This is a genomic window from Microvirga sp. HBU67558 (genome assembly GCF_018069605.1).
Classification (GTDB): domain Bacteria; phylum Pseudomonadota; class Alphaproteobacteria; order Rhizobiales; family Beijerinckiaceae; genus Microvirga; species Microvirga terrae.
Window position 1 is genome coordinate 1 of sequence record NZ_JAGPUP010000511.1, and the last position, 16,349, is coordinate 16,349.

14 protein-coding genes and 1 pseudogene are annotated in these 16,349 nt (G+C 59.3%); 5 read left to right on the forward strand and 10 right to left on the reverse strand.

Annotated features, from left to right (window positions below):
- Both KBI52_RS32935 and ilvA read left to right on the forward strand, forming a co-directional pair.
- Nucleotides 1–177, forward strand: a pseudogene (locus tag KBI52_RS32935) (aminotransferase); the annotation flags it as partial.
- Nucleotides 178–272: 95 nt separating this feature from the next.
- Nucleotides 273–1,814 carry a threonine ammonia-lyase, biosynthetic gene (gene ilvA / locus KBI52_RS13525; protein WP_210808084.1) on the forward strand — a complete coding sequence of 514 codons (1,542 nt, stop codon included), beginning with the start codon at nucleotides 273–275 and terminating at the stop codon, nucleotides 1,812–1,814.
- Nucleotides 1,815–2,040: 226 nt separating this feature from the next.
- Here ilvA and KBI52_RS13530 read toward each other — a convergent pair whose 3' ends face one another.
- Complete coding sequence (locus KBI52_RS13530) at nucleotides 2,041–2,409, reverse strand: hypothetical protein (RefSeq protein ID WP_210808086.1); 369 nt, start codon at nucleotides 2,407–2,409, stop codon at nucleotides 2,041–2,043.
- A gap of 965 nt (nucleotides 2,410–3,374) precedes the next feature.
- Here KBI52_RS13530 and minD point away from each other — a divergent pair.
- The 3 genes from minD to KBI52_RS13545 all read left to right on the forward strand — a co-directional run bounded on the left by minD (nucleotide 3,375) and on the right by KBI52_RS13545 (nucleotide 6,635).
- The gene (gene minD, locus KBI52_RS13535) at nucleotides 3,375–4,238 is read left to right on the forward strand and encodes a septum site-determining protein MinD (protein WP_210808163.1); all 864 of its coding nucleotides are present in this window, start codon (nucleotides 3,375–3,377) and stop codon (nucleotides 4,236–4,238) included.
- A gap of 186 nt (nucleotides 4,239–4,424) precedes the next feature.
- Nucleotides 4,425–5,078 (forward strand): hypothetical protein, encoded by a 654-nt coding sequence (locus KBI52_RS13540; RefSeq protein WP_210808088.1) that lies wholly within the window; start codon nucleotides 4,425–4,427, stop codon nucleotides 5,076–5,078.
- Between the two features lie 291 nt (nucleotides 5,079–5,369).
- A complete protein-coding gene (locus KBI52_RS13545) occupies nucleotides 5,370–6,635 on the forward strand; it encodes an IS256 family transposase (RefSeq protein ID WP_210808090.1) in 1,266 nt (421 codons plus the stop codon).
- 491 nt (nucleotides 6,636–7,126) lie between these two features.
- On the opposite strand, the gene KBI52_RS13550 is transcribed toward KBI52_RS13545, so the two are convergent.
- From KBI52_RS13550 to KBI52_RS13590, 9 genes are all read right to left on the reverse strand, one after another.
- Entirely contained in the window at nucleotides 7,127–7,969 is an 843-nt protein-coding gene (locus tag KBI52_RS13550; RefSeq protein ID WP_210808091.1) for a VOC family protein, read from the reverse strand.
- A gap of 374 nt (nucleotides 7,970–8,343) precedes the next feature.
- Nucleotides 8,344–9,477: an FAD-binding oxidoreductase gene (locus KBI52_RS13555; RefSeq protein ID WP_210808094.1), complete on the reverse strand. Its 1,134-nt coding sequence runs from the start codon at nucleotides 9,475–9,477 to the stop codon at nucleotides 8,344–8,346.
- Nucleotides 9,478–9,698: 221 nt separating this feature from the next.
- The gene (locus tag KBI52_RS13560; RefSeq protein ID WP_210808096.1) at nucleotides 9,699–10,409 is read right to left on the reverse strand and encodes an aspartate/glutamate racemase family protein; all 711 of its coding nucleotides are present in this window, start codon (nucleotides 10,407–10,409) and stop codon (nucleotides 9,699–9,701) included.
- 47 nt (nucleotides 10,410–10,456) lie between these two features.
- On the reverse strand, nucleotides 10,457–10,993 hold the full coding sequence (locus tag KBI52_RS13565; protein WP_210808098.1) for a carboxymuconolactone decarboxylase family protein: 537 nt from the start codon (nucleotides 10,991–10,993) through the stop codon (nucleotides 10,457–10,459).
- A 66-nt stretch (nucleotides 10,994–11,059) separates the two neighbouring features.
- Entirely contained in the window at nucleotides 11,060–11,848 is a 789-nt protein-coding gene (locus KBI52_RS13570) for a MetQ/NlpA family ABC transporter substrate-binding protein (protein WP_210808100.1), read from the reverse strand.
- 184 nt (nucleotides 11,849–12,032) lie between these two features.
- Entirely contained in the window at nucleotides 12,033–13,019 is a 987-nt protein-coding gene (locus tag KBI52_RS13575; RefSeq protein ID WP_210808102.1) for a TAXI family TRAP transporter solute-binding subunit, read from the reverse strand.
- Between the two features lie 4 nt (nucleotides 13,020–13,023).
- A complete protein-coding gene (locus KBI52_RS13580; protein ID WP_210808104.1) occupies nucleotides 13,024–13,797 on the reverse strand; it encodes a ribonuclease activity regulator RraA in 774 nt (257 codons plus the stop codon).
- Between the two features lie 6 nt (nucleotides 13,798–13,803).
- Nucleotides 13,804–14,196, reverse strand: a complete 393-nt coding sequence (locus KBI52_RS13585) for a carboxymuconolactone decarboxylase family protein (RefSeq protein WP_210808106.1) — start codon at nucleotides 14,194–14,196, stop codon at nucleotides 13,804–13,806.
- 109 nt (nucleotides 14,197–14,305) lie between these two features.
- Entirely contained in the window at nucleotides 14,306–16,234 is a 1,929-nt protein-coding gene (locus tag KBI52_RS13590; protein ID WP_210808108.1) for a TRAP transporter fused permease subunit, read from the reverse strand.
- Nucleotides 16,235–16,349: the final 115 nt, after the last annotated feature.

Below are 16,349 nucleotides of genomic sequence, written 5' to 3' on the forward strand. Positions count from 1 at the left end.
GACGTGGCGGTGGCGCCCGGGATCGGCTTCGGCGAGCACGGCGACGATTACGTGCGCATCGCTCTCGTGGAGAACGAGCAGCGCATCCGCCAGGCGGCGCGCAACATCCGACGGTTCTTCGACCATGCCGACCAGACGCTCCACAATGTGGTGCCCCGATCAGCACCGGCAACGTAGGCTCACCAACCTCATACCCCACTTGGGCTGAGGGAACCCAACGAGCATTAGGGAGCGGTTGCGCTGCCCTGCTGAACCAGGAAGGCATCTCTGTCGTGCAGGATTACATCCGTAAGATCTTGACCGCTCGGGTCTATGACGTCGCGATCGAGAGCCCGCTTGATCCCATGCCGCGTCTGTCTCAGCGCCTGGGAAATCCTGTTCGGCTCAAGCGTGAGGATCTCCAGCCGGTGTTCTCGTTCAAGCTGCGTGGCGCATATGCCAAGATGGTTGGGCTATCGCGCGAGGCGCTTGAGCGGGGAGTGATCTGCGCCTCGGCCGGCAACCACGCCCAAGGTGTGGCTCTCGCGGCCCAGAAGCTCGGCGCCAAGGCGACCATCGTGATGCCGCGCACCACGCCTGCCATCAAGGTCCAAGCGGTAAAAGGGCAGGGCGGGCGCGTGGTCCTGCATGGCGAGGGCTTCGACGAGGCGTATACCCACGCCCGTCAGCTTGAGGCCGAGAAGGGCCTCACCTTCATTCACCCTTACGATGATCCGGATGTCATTGCCGGCCAGGGCACCGTCGGCATGGAGATCCTGCGCCAGCATCCCGATCCGCTCGAGGCCGTGTTCGTGCCAATTGGAGGCGGGGGGCTGGCGGCGGGAGTGGCCGTCTACACAAAGTTCCTGCGGCCCGAGGTGAAGGTGATCGGCGTTGAACCGGAGGACGCCGCCAGCATGGCGGGTGCTCTTGCAGCTGGTGAGCGCATCATCCTGAACCAAGTCGGGCTGTTTGCCGATGGCGTGGCCGTGCGCCGGGCCGGTGAGGAGACGTTCCGCCTCTGCCGCGAGCTGCTCGACGAGGTGATCACCGTCAGCACGGACGAGATCTGTGCGGCCGTGAAGGACATCTTCGAGGATACGCGTGCGATCGCCGAGCCATCCGGGTCCGTGAGCCTCGCGGGCTTGAAGCGATATGTGGAGCGGGAAGGGCCGCGGCCGCACGGTTTGGTTGCTGTCAACAGCGGTGCCAACATGAACTTCGGCCGGCTCCGGCACATCGCCGAGAGGGCCGAGATCGGCGAGCACCGCGAGGCTTTGCTGGCAGTCACCATTCCCGAGAAGCCGGGCAGCTACCGCCGCTTCATTCAGCTATTGGGCAAGCGCTCCATTACCGAGTTCAACTACCGCTACTCGGATCCTCAGGCAGCGCAGATCTCCGTGGGCGTGCAGCTCTCGGACGGCGATCCGGAGAAGCGGCAGATCATCGCCATGCTGCAGGAGCAGGGCTATCCGGTGCTCGACATGAGCAACAACGAGATGGCCAAACTGCATGTGCGCTACATGGTCGGCGGACAAGCGTCTGGCCTTCAGGATGAGCTGATCTTCCGCTTCCAGTTCCCCGAGCGGCCCGGAGCCCTTCTGAAGTTCCTCAATAGGCTATCCGGCAACTGGAACATCTCGCTCTTCCACTACCGCAACCATGGCGCCGATTATGGCAGGGTGCTGGCCGGTATTCAGGTTCCAGTCGCAGAGCGGGCGCAGCTCAAGCGCAGTCTGGATGAGCTTGGATACCCGTACTGGGACGAGAGCGACAATCCAGCGTATCGCTCCTTCCTGAACCGTGGCACAGTGGGCGCAACCAACCGGACCTGAGGCGTAACTGCCTGCGCCCTCCTTCTCGGCTGCGGGATTGGACCGGAAAGCGCTGGCCGGAAAGTTCCGGCCATGAGCCAAGCCGTACAAAGTGGCGTCGCTCCGGCTGGAGCAGCTTTGTTCTTCGTAAGATTGCCGCCAACACGGTCGCCCATAGGATGCTCCAAACTGAATAGTTGATCCTCGGGATCCGGAAGGCCTCTTTCTCCGAAACTCTCGGTTGAGGTCAGCGTGCGGGCGTGGGAGCTGGCTTGACCTTCCGCGTTGGCTTGCCACGCTCGGACTGAGAGCTCAGGTGAAAGGGGAGGACGAGTTGCTTCCTGCCTCGGACAGGGGCTTCCATCAGCCCAGCCCACTTGAGCCATTGCTGGAAATGAAGGTTGGCGGCCTGTTGAGCCTTCCTCTGTGTATCCTCGATGCCCTGCAATCTCACTCCGGCTGAGGCTGGAACGTCATTGAGATACCAACGGAAGCGACCCTGGTCGCTTCCGTTGGAAACACGATATACCCGCGCAAAGACGTGAAGGTGCAGGCTGCCCACCACATCATCAGGGTTGTTGTCGTCAGGAATGGTTGGCTTCCACCGCAGCGCCATCTCTCACCTTTCTCAGCACTCGCACTGGTTACGCGATTAGAGCTAAGGAGGTGTTATTGTGGTCGTGAGAGGGGTAAAATGCTCATCTCCGACTGCGCAATGGCATCAGCACGCGATGCGACCTGCTATTGGTCGAAAGGCCAACCTGAGTTGAGTCAACGAAGAGGTAGCATGAACCGAGTACGGAGATTTCAGCGGCTGCAGAAGTGAACTTTCACACCGGCAGGATCGCCGAATTATCTCAACACGAGGTTACTTCTTGCTCATGCAGGCTGGCGTTTCTCGTGAACATCATATTCCTATCGCCAAGTCTGGTCCTTTTCCTTGCCATCGCTCGACAAGCTCACAGTGATTGCAGTGTGAGACAGTTGATCGAGACTGCGGGTCAGCTCGTGAATGATCCAGCGTCTGGCCCGGCGTGCTGAGGATCGTTTCATCACCATCCTCCAAAGCTCCAAGAACGTCAGCGGCGCGGCCGGCTCGACGTATCGATCGTGACGAGGTTTCCGGTAATCGGATCAAGAATGGTCATGGGCAGTGCTCTCCCGTCAGGCACAAGACCAATGCCGCGCCGGCCGTTTGGATCAAGTTCGATCGAGATTGTGGTTACGAGACAATTACTGCACTCGGACATTCACGTCTCCAAGCAGACCGAGGCGGTTCATCCGCGCCCCGGCTGCTTTGGAGGAGAACGCTGATCTGTGAGCCGGATCTGCATGACCATGCTCGCTGCAAAATGGTTAATAGACCGCAAACAGGAGATTGCCCAGTCGCGACGGGCGCTCTTCGTCGGCTCGTTAACCTCCTGGTAACCACTTCGAGCGCGGAATGGACCTGCTTACGAGGGGCATGGCCGTCACTGCTTCAGTTCTCTTCGGCCTCGTCCCGTGTTGCTGTCTCTCGGTCTCGCTTGTGCCTGCGTGGGTGCCGTGCCTCCTCACGGTCTCTCTGGAGAAATGCCAGCGATGAAGAAGCCACGACCAAAGCAAACCAAAGCAAAGACGAAGGGCAAACAGGGCAAGGTTCTCGTTGTGACCTCCGGCAAGGGCGGAGTCGGCAAGACGACCTCAACCGCCGCTCTGGGTGCGGCACTCGCTCAGAACGGGCAGAAGGTGGTGGTCGTCGACTTTGATGTCGGCTTGCGCAACCTCGACCTCGTGATGGGTGCCGAGCGGCGGGTGGTTTTTGACCTGATCAATGTCATCAAAGGCGAGGCAAAGCTCGCGCAGGCTCTCATCCGGGACAAACGCCGGGACACGCTCGCTCTCCTGCCGGCCTCGCAGAGTCGCGACAAGGACAGTTTGACCGAAGAGGGAGTCGCACGAATCGTTGCCGATCTACGCACGCAGTTCGACTGGGTCATTTGCGATAGCCCGGCTGGCATCGAGAAAGGAGCCACTCTGGCGATGCGGCACGCCGATGTCGCTGTCGTGGTGGTGAACCCCGAGGTGTCCTCAATCCGCGACGCTGATCGGATCATCGGCATGCTCGGCGCCAAGACAGCCAAAGCCGAGAATGGGCAGTGCGTCGACAAGCATCTGCTTCTCACACGCTATGATCCCGTTCGTGCCAGGCGCGGCGAGATCATGAAGGTCGAGGATGTGCAGGAGATCCTGTCCATTCCGCTGCTGGGCATCATCCCAGAGAGTGGAGACGTGCTGCTGAGCTCAAATGTCGGAGCGCCTGTCACTCTGGGCAGTCCTGGCAGTGCTCCGGCTCAAGCCTACCTTGACGCGGCGCGGCGACTGATGGGCGAGAGTACCGGAATTGCTATCGCTAGCGACAAGCCTCGCCTATTGCACAGACTGTTCCCCCGACGAGCCGCATAGACTTGTGGGATTCTCTCACGAGAGCGGGATCTGATGCTGTTTGGGAGAGGTAACCACGCAGAATATATTCTGAAATCTGTAGGCTCACGAAGGTTACAGATGAAAGCCACGTGCTGCCTTACGGTTGACGTCATACGAGCGCGATCTTAAGGCACCATCTTTCCTCGTTAATAGCCAGCATGTGAGATGAAGCGGAACACCAGGCCCTTTTCTGTCGAGATCAAGAAATCCCGCATTCCAAGTCACCCTCATCACCTCCCGCCAAAGCCCCTATTCGAGCCGGCACCGGTTGAGCCCGCCAAAGTCTTCCAGAGGGAAGAGCCTGAGGCAGCTGCCAAGCCATCTCCTGTTCCACGCATGCTGCTGAGCATTATCGAGCCCATATGGGGTAGCTCGGATCCTGCTGAACCAGCCCGCCGCAAGCACTCTGCGCCAGGGGGCAATCGGGAACAAGTGGAGCTTGATCTGGCAATGAGCGCCTCCGAAGACGCGAAGAAAGCACACTCAGTTGTGCCGGGCGGCACCGAAGTCATGCCGCAGGCTGACATTGCTACGGAAGAGAATGCGATGTCCGGTCATGATGTTCAGGCTATGCAGGGCGAGAGTGCGAAAGCCAGTCCGCGGAGGCCGACGAGGAAAACTTCTGAAGTAGTTGAACAGATCGAAGCATCCCAGCCAATGGGTGACCTTGAGGAAACTCCAGACGCCGAGTTCACTTGGCCATCGGCGGTGACATCACCGCAAGCGGTCGACCGTAGGCTTATCAAACGTCAAGCAGCCGCTATTCAACTGCCGCGACATGAGCGGTGGAAGCGGCGTCTCCACCCTGCATCCTGGTGAGGTTAGCACCAAGCCGAGGCCGAACTGATTGGGCAGGGAGATCCCTGTCGGCATGAAAAGCCCTGCCATGTTCTCAGCGCAGTCCCTTCATGAGGCATGCTGCATTGCAGAAGGGCGCGATGCCGCCGATATCAGCAATGGCTGATTTCAAAGCGGCACCGCTTTTTTCCTCCCGGCGCTGTCGTATCGGCCGTCAGCTATGGTGGAACCTGGGTGATGACGGTGTGAGAAAGGCGGCGTATCGAGGCGGGTGTCGAGCCTGCCAGAACCTCTCCAGGAGAGCGATACGCCATGAACGAGACTACCAACATTGTCCGCCTTCGTCAGCCCGATATCATTGACGATCCCCTGACGGATATTCTCCGAGCCGGCGCCCGCAAGCTGCTGGCCCAGGCCATCGAGAGCGAGGCCGAGGCTTATCTGGCCAGCATGCGCGATCTAAAGCTGCCGGATGGCCGCGAGCGCCTGGTCCGGCACGGGCACGGTCCCGAGCGCACGCTCCAGACCGGCATCGGTCCCGTCGAAGTCAGCCGGGTCAAGATCCGCGACCGCGGCGCTGCGGGCGCGGATCGCATCCGCTTCACCTCGGCGATCCTGCCGAAATGGGCGCGGCGCACCAAAAGCCTGGATGCGCTGCTGCCGATCCTGTACCTGCGCGGGCTCTCCACCGGCGACTTCCAGGAGGCGCTCTCCGCCCTGCTCGGCCAGGATGCGCCCAACCTCTCGCCCTCGGTGGTCACCCGACTCACGGGCGAATGGCAGAGCGAGTACGAGCGTTGGCAGGCCCGCGATCTCTCGGCCCGGCGCTACGTCTATGTTTGGGCCGACGGCGTCTACCTGCAGGCCCGGATGGCGGACCAGGCTGAATGCATCCTGGTGCTGATCGGCGCCACCCCGGAGGGCAAGAAGGAGCTGATCGGCATCCAGGCCGGCGTGCGCGAGAGTGCCCAGAGCTGGCGCGAGCTGCTGGTCGAGATCAAGCGGCGGGGTCTGTCGATTGCGCCTCACATTGCTGTGGGAGACCGAGCGCTTGGGTTCTGGAAGGCGCTCGACGAGCTCTTTCCCGGCACGCATCATCAACGCTGCTGGCTGCACAAGACCGCTAACGTGCTCAACAAGGTGCCCAAGTCCGTGCAGCCAGGCATGAAGGGGGCCCTGCGGGAGATCTATCTCGCCCCGACCCGCGCTCAGGCCGAGGTCGCCCTCGATCTGTTCGAGGACGCCTATGGCGCACGCTATCCGAAGGCGGTGGAGTGCCTGCGCAAGGACCAGCGGGCGCTGCTGGCCTTCTTCGACTGGCCGGCTGAGCACTGGATCCATCTGCGCACGACGAACCCGATTGAGAGCGTGTTTGCGACCGTGCGGCACCGCACCGTGCGCACCAAGGGCGCGCTGTCTCCAACGACTGCTCGCCTGATGGTGTTCAAGCTCATCATGGCGGCTGCGAAAACCTGGCGCCGGCTGATGGGTGAAAACCAGTTGCCGAAGGTGATCGCTGGTGTCAGATTCCAGGACGGCAGCGAGGTCATCCTGCTGCCGACAAACAGCGCCGCCTGATCGGCCCCGTCACCTAAATTCCGTCATAGCTGATCGGCCGTTCCCTCTGGAAGGTTTTGACTGATTTGTCGGACCTAAACTTCGCCGGGCTTTGGCCCGGCTTTTCCTTGTCTGCCAATGCAGGCCGTTGACGTGTCTTAGCGAAAAGCTGGCCGTAGCGCATCTCGACTTTGGTCATGGACCGAGCGAGTGGACGAACCAGCTTGGCACAGTCGCTTTTCCCACGACAACAAGCCACAACTATAAGCTGTAGTCGGGCGTGCCCGGCTCGCGAAATCCCGCTTCTATACCAATCCTCCGTTGAATTGGCGCTCAGCCACAGAGCTGTCGCCAGCGATATTCCAGGTGCCAAGGTCGCTGCAGAGCGACTTGCAACGGACATCGTTGCAAGTCTGTTACATAAGGACCTGCCGATTTTCCGTCGTAATCTGGGGGAACACGATGAACCAGAACTCGAGCGTCCATCATTCTTCGTGCGCGAAACTACTGCCTCATTCGACGAACGCAAGAGCCACGCTGCCGGCCGCGCTGGCAGGCACGATAATGCGATCCGGCATTGCATGAGCACCAGCAATTTGCCCGGATCTGAGACTTTCGAGGACCAAATCAAGGGAGCGTGTTCGAAGGGTCAACGCGACCATGCGATCACCCTGACTTGTGGTGGTCACTGCCGCGCCGGCAAAGCGCCTGTCGACCTCAGCAGGGCTGAGAAAATGAACCGTAGCCTTGCCCGCCTGCAGGGCGTGACCACCGGAGACCTCGGTCACCGCTTCAGACCCAAAGATCGCCCGATAGAGGTCGGCTGTCTTCGATGGATCATTGGCCACGATTGTGAACTCGATGATATCGATGACGCCATTGGGATGCTGGCGCCATTCGTCACGCCAGACGAGTTCCGGTGTGAAATGATGGCAGAAGAAAACACGGCCGTTCGGGATCAGCTGTGACCCAAGCCTCACAACCCGAAACGCTGCATCCCGGGCGCCACCCGGAAGGGCGACGGGACGCGAGAACTCGGCCGGATTCTCGACGGGCACGCCTATGTCGGCAAGCGTGGAATGAAGTGCCAAAGACTCTGTTGTCTTGAACACCAGCCCTGTCAGGCCCGACGGATGCTTCCACAGATCCGCTCGCTCAGTCTGCCGCCCCGGTTCATACCCGAGCAGTTCGAGGTAGTTCTCGCCGAACACTGCGAGATGATTGCTCGATCCTAATGAGTGATGCCCCCGCTCGGTGAGCTGAAACCCCAGACGTCGGTACAAATCAGCCGCCGAATCGAGCTGATCGAGCACGTTGATAACCACATGGTCGAGCGTCGGTATGATCTGCCTCATTGTTATGCCCTTCAGTGCTCAGCCATTGGCTGTCTGAACTTTCTCCAACTTGCTCCGACGGCATCCGCCACCACGATCGTGGCACCTAGTGAGGCTGGGAGAGGCGCCACCTGCTGCTCCAAACAGGCCTTGCCAAAAGATCGAGCACGTTTGCATAGCAGTTCAATGCGCTCTGGTGAGAGGCCGAGGCTGACGTGTACGAGACATCGATCTTACACAACTGCTGAATTCATCGTCGGATAAATCCTTAGAACCTACTGTCTTATGAGTGCATTCAAGAGAGTCAGTTGTGCTCATTGCAAGCTGATGCAAGCGACGTCGTATGACCTGAGATCAACGATCGAGGCTTCGTTTCACATTCTGCTACTCGAAGATCATTGTGCATGCATCGACCGGTTCTGCCGGGGCACCAGACGATTGGGCCGGAACGGCGCGAGTGCCGCATCCGGGCGCTCTTCGAGCAACTCTGCTGCAACCATGGAACCTATCACCGGCGCGAGAGTGACTCCACTGTGCATGACTGAAATGTAGTATCCGTCGATTTCCGAAATAGGCCCGACTGCTGGCAGTCCGTCCGCCGGAATGGCTCGTATCCCAAGTTTGACGTCACTGGCCTTCATGGAAGTCAGCGCCGGAATAACGTGGCTCGCCTCTTGAATGAGAGCATTGGCCTCCGGCATTGCTGGACCAACGATGGAGGTGGGGCCAAGCGCGTGGGTTGCATCATTCTTGCAGATTAGAAGCCTACCTGACGTGTCGGGCCTGATGTGGCAACGCGGTGTGAACAGCACTCGGTCTAGGTGTATACCCGGGGCCTGCACATACACGAGCAAGCCATAGCTGGGATTCATCGGAACACGAAGTTCTTCCGGAAGCACAGGATCGTCAGCCCACCGGCCCATACAATTGACAACGATGTCAGCCCGACAGGAAGAGCCTGTCTCTGTCCTGACGCCCACAACCTTCTGGCCGGCCCACTCGACACCAGACACTCTTGTGTTGGTTACCACCGTCGTACCAAGCGCCGAGGCTGCCGCCAGCAAGCCACGCACATACGAAGCTGTGTCGACCCATCCCTCTTCAGGGAAAAACGCTACGGGAGCCTCGCCTATTGTGCCGGCGTCGATAAATGGTGCGAGGCTGACTGCCTGATCGGCTGAGATCCAGCGTGCTTTGTAGCCCCAGCCCTGAAGACGCTCGACATTGGTGACATGCGCCTCCTGGTCGCCCGCCTCGCGCCACTCCAGGCAGCCGGATTCATGGTACCAATCTCCGTCGAGTTCTTCGGCCAAGCGCCTATGGGCGCCCATCCCGGCGACGTTAAGGTCATGATACGCGCGTGGACTCTTATCGTGAGCATTGACCCAAGCGAAGCTGGTTGAGGATGTCCCACCGCCAATATCCCCAGCCTCGATCGCGGTGACTTTTGCTCCACCTTGTGCAAGCCGGAACGCGATCGAGGCCCCAACCACTCCTGCACCGATGACGATGAATGACTGTCGGGACACAGGCCCTCCCTTCCTAATCAGTTGATGCCAACGTGGCGGTGACAGCTATTACTCATGGGTGTCAGGACTTACCGAAAGGACCGGCGCGTCTGAAGATCGGTACTGTTCAGCCTCGTTTCCCACTGTGCCCGCAGAACTGTCTGGAGGATCCAGCGCAGATGAGCATGTACCCATTGATGCATCGCGTGGTCCTCCTTCCTGGCGTATCCAGAAGATCCCTCTTAGAATCTTGCGTACCGACGCGGTCTGAGGCCCGCATGGAACCAATTGACAAGCGAGACGGTATCGTAGACGGGAAGCCCAACGGCCTCGCTGATATCGGCCGAGAAGGGAGCCAGATTCGTGCATTCCAACACGAGTGCTCCGATCTCTGGATGATCTGACACAAAGCGTTTGGCGACCTCCAGAACTTCAGACCTAAGTTTCTCATAGGGCACGCTGGTGTCACCGTGCTTGATCCACCGGACAAAATCCGAGCTTTGGGGCATACCCGCGACGGGCGTGTCGTGCGGAATGCCAACAGCATCGAAGTATCGTCCGTTCAAAACTTCGCCGTTGTATGTCATTACGCCCACACGCTTGCCCGTCGGGATCAACTGTTGAACCATCGGGACTTGGAGGAGGCTGCTGGTCGCCACTGGCACAGAGCAAAAGTCTGCGAGTTCGCGCTGGTAGATCGAAAGGAACCCACATGTCGTGGTGATCCCGTCGACTCCGGCATCGATCAGCTCCTGCGCGGCTCTTTTGAACGGCTCAAGCAAGCTCACATTGTGAAGGTCCGTCATGCCGGTAGGGACAGCGTCCTGCACAATCTTGTACTGGACCGGGAAATCCCATGTTTCGGCGTTGCCGATGTCGCCAAGGTAGCGTTGGAAACTGGTGTTGACCATCAGGATGCCAATGGTGACGCCATAGTATGTCTTTTTACGCATGTGCTATCCAATTACAAACATGATGCCGTCCCATGACGTGGAATACGTTAAGCGGGCTCCAGCTCCACCACGAACGGCTCAAGGTAGTCATCCAAGTCAACCTCAAGGACCGAGTTGAAGATGTTCGTGGCGACCATCGTCCCGGCAAAGCCAACCAGCGTGACGACTCCAGTTTCGTCAAAGTGCCGTCTGAGTTCCTGCCAGATATCGTCGGAGAGCTTCCCACGCCGTTCCCCGATCGCTTGTCCAACCTTGAGGAGGATGGACTCGATCTCGGTCGGGTTGAAGTCCCGGGGCTCAATCCCGGCCTCTTTCAGCAGTCGGCGGAAGAAGGTGGCGCACAGGACGCAGTCGGAACCGGTCGAAATCGCATACGCGAAGACGTTGAAGGCCCGAACTCCGACAAGATCTTTCGCGGCTTTCTGCAGTTCGTAGAAGCCTTTGTACGTCCGATAAGCCGGAAGGGAATGCAGAATTGCCTTCTTCATATTTGTGACTTGGCCTACGCGGGCGACCTCGTCATCATATGCGGCATCCTGCTCGGAACTCCCGTGACCACGCTCGACAGCGCTAACCCTACTCATTGTAACCTCGTGTGTCTCAAGTGTCTCGATGTGTCTGATCAGTTCTGGAACTGATGAGGTGTCCTGCTACCATGCGGGAATCACGGTGCCGTTGAAACGTTGGATGATGTAGTTCTTGATCGGCTCAGACGCGAAAACAGCGATGAACCGCTTGACTTGAGGATCATCGACTTTGTCATTGCGTGCGCTCCAGACGATCGCCCACGGAGACGTCTTATCTTCGAGCATAATGGCGTTCTTAGGATCGAGGCCGGCCAAGACACCCTTGTTGAGGGTTACAAACGCGGCTCCGAGATCGCTTAACGACCGGGGCAGCATGATCTCGTCAAGCAGGATGAAATCAAGGTTCTTTGGATTCTCGGCAACGTCACGAACGCTGGCGCTGATCGAGGCAGGATCCTTGAGCTTGATCAAGCCTGCCTTCTGAAGGAGAGCCAAGGCGCGGGACTCGTTTGCCGGATCGTTCGGAATGCCGATCTTTGCGCCATTCGGGATTTCGGCAAGCGACTTGTACTTCGCCGAGTAGATGCCGCCGGGCGCGACGTAAGCAGGTTTGATCGCAGAGATCTTGTAGCCTCGTGACTCGTTCTGCCTCTGCATGTAGGGCACATGCTGGAAGTTGCTGACGTCGATATCGCCCGCCTGCGTGGCCTCGTTGATCTGAGTCGGTTCAGTGAATTCGGTCACTTCGACTTTGAAGCCTTCAGCATTGGCCTTCTTGGCAGCTTCCTTCAAAAAGTCAGCAAAAGGACCTGGAGATGCCCCAACGCGAAGGGCCGCATCGGACGCATAGCATAGACTGCTCAAACCAATCATAATTGCTGCGGTGGCGGTGCGAAGATTACTGAACTTCATCGGGCCATTCTCTTAGTGGTTGAACGTAAGCGTCAGGATCAATGGGTCACGATCGCTTAAACTCGGAAGCGAGATATTCGCGATCAAGCCTTGCAGCTGGCTACCCCTAAACCTTGCTTGGAAACGTGGTTATGACACTTGGGCGCGAGATACCGGGCGCGCTTGCGGCCGGTATCCCTTCACCTTACTTAACGAAGCCGGCCTCCCGGAACGCTTTTTCGGCGCCAGGGTGCAGTGGGACGGGCTGAACCCTCGCAGCCAAGGCTGGATCGTAGCGACCCATTGCTTGGTAGATATTCGCCAGTCGCGAGCGGTTGGAAATGATGGCCTTGGTCATCCCATACACGAGATCCTCGGGCAGATCGGAGGACACCAGGTAGATATTGCCCATTGAGCTGACTGAGACGTCGGCGCTCTGAAGCTCCGGGAAGGTGCCTGCTTTGATCACGCCACGACTGTAGCCGTACTTCTCCGAGAGGTTCTTCTGCAACTCCTCCGGAAATGAAGCAAACTTCACCTTGCGGCGTCCATCCACGATCTGGCTAGCAAGCCCGGACGGAATTTCACCGGCAGTCCAGAGCACGTTGAACTGATTGTCATTGAAGCCTTGGATGAGTTCGCCATAGGACGAAATCACTACTTTGCCACCGCCGTCACGGATCTTGGCAAAGGAGTTCCCGTAGAATTCGAGGGCACGCTGAAGCGTCAGGTGCTCGGAGGTCGCCGGCGCCGTGACGCCGATCGTGAGTTTCGGGTCGCTCAAAATCTCCGCAAGCGAACGCTTCTCTTCCACCGGTACATAGACCATGTAGTAGACGTCGACGCCGGTTGAGCCGAGGGTCCGCAGCTTGTCGTGCTTCTGCTTATAGGGTTCCTCACCCTTGAAGGCTGCAGCACTCAGGAAATCGATTCCCATACCAATCTGGCTGAGACCAGCCTGGATGCGGGTCGGATTGTCTTTACCGCCACCCGGAACAACGCGGATGCTGGTATCGGGTATCGCTTCCATCACGAGAGTCGAGACCCCCGTCGTCTGGGTGAACCAAGCACCGCCAGGCGAGCCGGAGGCCCATTCCAGGTTTTTCGTTTGAGCTGCGGCCGGAAGCGGTGCGGCGAGGATCGCGCCAAGCAGCGCAAGCTGTGACAGTCTTGAGAATAGACGGTGCGGCATAGGATTAGCTCCCTTCGTGCGGGTTAGAGGGACGGGCATCAGGTTGAAGGCGGAGACGCGAGGCCTCTTCAGCTTCGAACTCGGCGAGGGTCGCCGCATCGGCGGGGTACAGTCCAACCAGCTGGGCTCCGGCAGCAACACGCCTTTGAACCCAGGCCTCAAACCGGTTCTGCTTCTCCCCTCCAGTGGCGATGTCCTCAGCAAGGTGGGGTGGTACGACAAGAACTCCGTCCTCGTCGGCAACGATCAGGTCTCCTGGCCAAATCGCTGCGTCGCCACACCCAATCGGCTCACCCCAACCGGCAAAACTCAAACCTCCAATGGAGGGCGGCGAGGCGGTGCCGCTCGCCCAAACAGGAAGTCCAACCTGCCGCAGGCCGGGGAGATCCCGCACCACACCGTCGCTGATAATGCCCTGAACACCTTGGATACGAAGGCGATCGGCAAAGATATCGCCCACCGTGCCTGCGCCCTGATGCCCACGCGCATCAATGACAATGATGCTGCCTGCGGGTGCGGCATCGATGGCAGCGGGAAGAGCGTCGCGCCAGCCATAGCTCGCGGGCACGGCCTTGTCGTCACGCTCCGGTACAAAACGCAAGGTGAAAGCTGGACCGCAGATTGCCTGATCCCCAACCAGCCGGCGTGGGCCAGCGAGAAAGCTCCGGCGCATCCCGTTCTTGATCAACTGGCTCGACAGCGTCGGGGTACCGACGGCCGCAAGGCGGGCCAAGAGCGCGGGCGACGGCAGGGTAGAGTGATCGCACGATTCGGACATGGCGGCTCACTCGAACGCAGGATCGACAGGAACGCGGTAGGCTGTGACGAGCCGGTTGGTCTCGTTTGCCATGCCGATGACCGCGACAAGTTCGGCGAACATCGCGTCACTCATACCAGCCTTTCGGGCTGCAGCACTGTGACTGGCGATGCAATAAGTGCAGTTGTTCGTGACGCTGACGGCTAAATAGATCATTTCTTTGACCAACGGATCGAGAGCGCCCGGCGCCATCACCTCCTTGATGCTTTCCCAGGTCCGCTTCAGGGTCTTGGGATCACGGGCGAGATACTTCCAGAAGTCATTCACGTCGGCCACGTCGCGTGTGCGCTTGATATCGTCGATCACGGCTTGGGCTTCGGATGACATGTGCTCATAGGAAATCGGCTGCGGTCTGCTCATCGCTCTCTCCCATCGCTGTCCTCACCGCATTGCTTGCAGAACTCCACCGAGTTCGTTTGCACTTCTCCTCTTAGGGGGAGTGCGCCTGTGTGCATGCATCGAGCGACATTCACTGCACCTCTCCTTCCGGATGGCTGGCCAGCGCCGGCTGAAGCGGGGGATTGCTCTCGCGCGCTGCCATCGAGCGGCTTATCAAGATCATGGCACCGACCAGCGCTACGCCGACGGCGCCGCGTTGCCAGACGGGAACGGCATACCAGAGCGAGCAGAAGCACCCAGCTGTTATGAACCCGAGGCGCAACCACGCCGGAAGAGGTCCCCAGGCGTAGCCGACGAGACCTGCGGAGATTAGAACGAGCCCGGTTGCAAGAGCGGCGGCCGTGGCTCCAATGTCAAAGAGTGAGCCGCTCAAGATAAGACCGGGCTCGTAAATGTATGCAAGACCCGTCACGAAGCCTCCCAGCGCGAAGCGGCACGCATAGAAGCCCGTCTTCATCGGAGGCGATCCTGCGATCGTCGCCGCAGCGTCCGCAACCGGAGCCACAGGCGGCGAGGCGTCCGCCAGAACGGCGAAGTAGAAGATGAAAAGGTGAATCGCGATCAGCGGCACCCCATGCTCGGCGATCAGCGGCGCGCCAATCGCAGCTGTGATGATATAGGCCGGCGTTGTTGGAATGCCGACGCCAAGGAAGAGGCAGGTACCAGCGATCAACAACGCCAGCAGCAACAATGATCCGCCGGCCGCTGCCTTGATCATCCCGGTGAAGGCGAGCAGAAGCCCAGTATTGGTCAGTGCTGCGGTGATGATGCCTGCCGATGTGACCGCGACCGCAATCATCGAGATAAGGTACCCGCCATCCCGCAGTGCCACGAACACGACGCGCGGTCCCATGCGGGTGTGCCGCCTCAGCGCAGCGACGGCGACGGTTGCAATCGTCGCCCAGAAGGCCGCCAGATACGGCGAGAAGCGCATCATCATCAAGGTCACGAGGAGCGCCAGTGGCAGAACCAGGTGGGCGTCGCGCCCGAGATCGCGCAGGCTCGGCAAATCGCGCCTCGGAATGGCGCCGATACCAAGTTTCTTTGACTCGTAGTGGACCGCTGTGAGGATGTTCACGTAATACAGAATCGCCCCCATGGCGGCCGCAATGATGATTGCGGAGTAGGGGACCGCAATCATCTCGGACATGATGAAGGCTGCGGCACCCATCACGGGCGGCATCAGCGGCCCGCCGACACTGGAGGCCGCCTCAATGCCCGCAGCAAAGACCGGTCGGAAACCGAGGCGTTTCATGAGCGGGATCGACATGGATCCGGTCACGACGACATTGGCGACCGAAGAACCGCTCATCGTCCCGAAGAGGGCAGAAGAGATCACGGCCACTTTCGCTGGGCCACCCGTGAAGCGTCCGCCTGTCACGGCGCCAAAATTGCCGAAGAGGCGGCTCATGCCACTGGCCTGCATCAAAGACCCGAAGATTAGGAACGACGCAACGATGGTCGCGCTCATGACCGTCAAGGAGCCGTAAAGACCGCTGCCGACCGACAGGAAGTTGATCTCTGTAATATGAGCAAAGCTCAATGGTCGGGAATACCAAGCGCCTGGCAGAAGGTGGCAGACTGCCATGTAGCCGATCACAAGCAGCACGAGCCCAGCTAGCGTGTAGGAGATCGAACGCCGCGTCGCTTCGACAACGGTGAGCACCATCGCTGTGCCGAGAACATACTGAATGGGCGTCAGCGGATCGATAAAGCTCGTACGCTCATAAATCTCAGCCTGATTGAAATAGATATAGACGTTTGGGACGAAAGCACCAACGGCGAGCAGGCCATCGAGAACAGTGGGCCTACCCTTGGGAGAGGCTGGGCTCGCCGGAAAGATAAAAAAGACCGGCGGTACGAAGAGCGCCAAGTGCAGTGCGGCTAATTCCAAGGGCTCCGGATAGCCGTACCCGGCGAAGTAGAGGTGTAGCAGCACCGCCCCTACGGACCATAGGCCAAGGATCGCTCCAGGCACTCCCTCGATTTGCCGCATCATCGGTCCCTCATGGTGCAAACGGATCGAAGATCAGAACTCTTCGTCTCCGAAACCGGTACGTTGACTTGACCTTCGAACATTCCCCGCAGCAATTGTCGATTGCATACAATGATCA

Excerpts from the sequence above, each read along its gene's own strand:
- KBI52_RS13530 (WP_210808086.1), bottom strand. The coding sequence starts at position 2,409 with ATGGCGCTGCGGTGGAAGCCAACCATTCCTGACGACAACAACCCTGAT.
- minD (WP_210808163.1), top strand. The coding sequence starts at position 3,375 with ATGAAGAAGCCACGACCAAAGCAAACCAAAGCAAAGACGAAGGGCAAA.
- KBI52_RS13540 (WP_210808088.1), top strand. The coding sequence starts at position 4,425 with ATGAAGCGGAACACCAGGCCCTTTTCTGTCGAGATCAAGAAATCCCGC.
- KBI52_RS13545 (WP_210808090.1), top strand. The coding sequence starts at position 5,370 with ATGAACGAGACTACCAACATTGTCCGCCTTCGTCAGCCCGATATCATT.
- KBI52_RS13550 (WP_210808091.1), bottom strand. The coding sequence starts at position 7,969 with ATGAGGCAGATCATACCGACGCTCGACCATGTGGTTATCAACGTGCTC.
- KBI52_RS13560 (WP_210808096.1), bottom strand. The coding sequence starts at position 10,409 with ATGCGTAAAAAGACATACTATGGCGTCACCATTGGCATCCTGATGGTC.
- KBI52_RS13565 (WP_210808098.1), bottom strand. The coding sequence starts at position 10,993 with ATGAGTAGGGTTAGCGCTGTCGAGCGTGGTCACGGGAGTTCCGAGCAG.
- KBI52_RS13570 (WP_210808100.1), bottom strand. The coding sequence starts at position 11,848 with ATGAAGTTCAGTAATCTTCGCACCGCCACCGCAGCAATTATGATTGGT.
- KBI52_RS13575 (WP_210808102.1), bottom strand. The coding sequence starts at position 13,019 with ATGCCGCACCGTCTATTCTCAAGACTGTCACAGCTTGCGCTGCTTGGC.
- KBI52_RS13580 (WP_210808104.1), bottom strand. The coding sequence starts at position 13,797 with ATGTCCGAATCGTGCGATCACTCTACCCTGCCGTCGCCCGCGCTCTTG.
- KBI52_RS13585 (WP_210808106.1), bottom strand. The coding sequence starts at position 14,196 with ATGAGCAGACCGCAGCCGATTTCCTATGAGCACATGTCATCCGAAGCC.
- KBI52_RS13590 (WP_210808108.1), bottom strand. The coding sequence starts at position 16,234 with ATGATGCGGCAAATCGAGGGAGTGCCTGGAGCGATCCTTGGCCTATGG.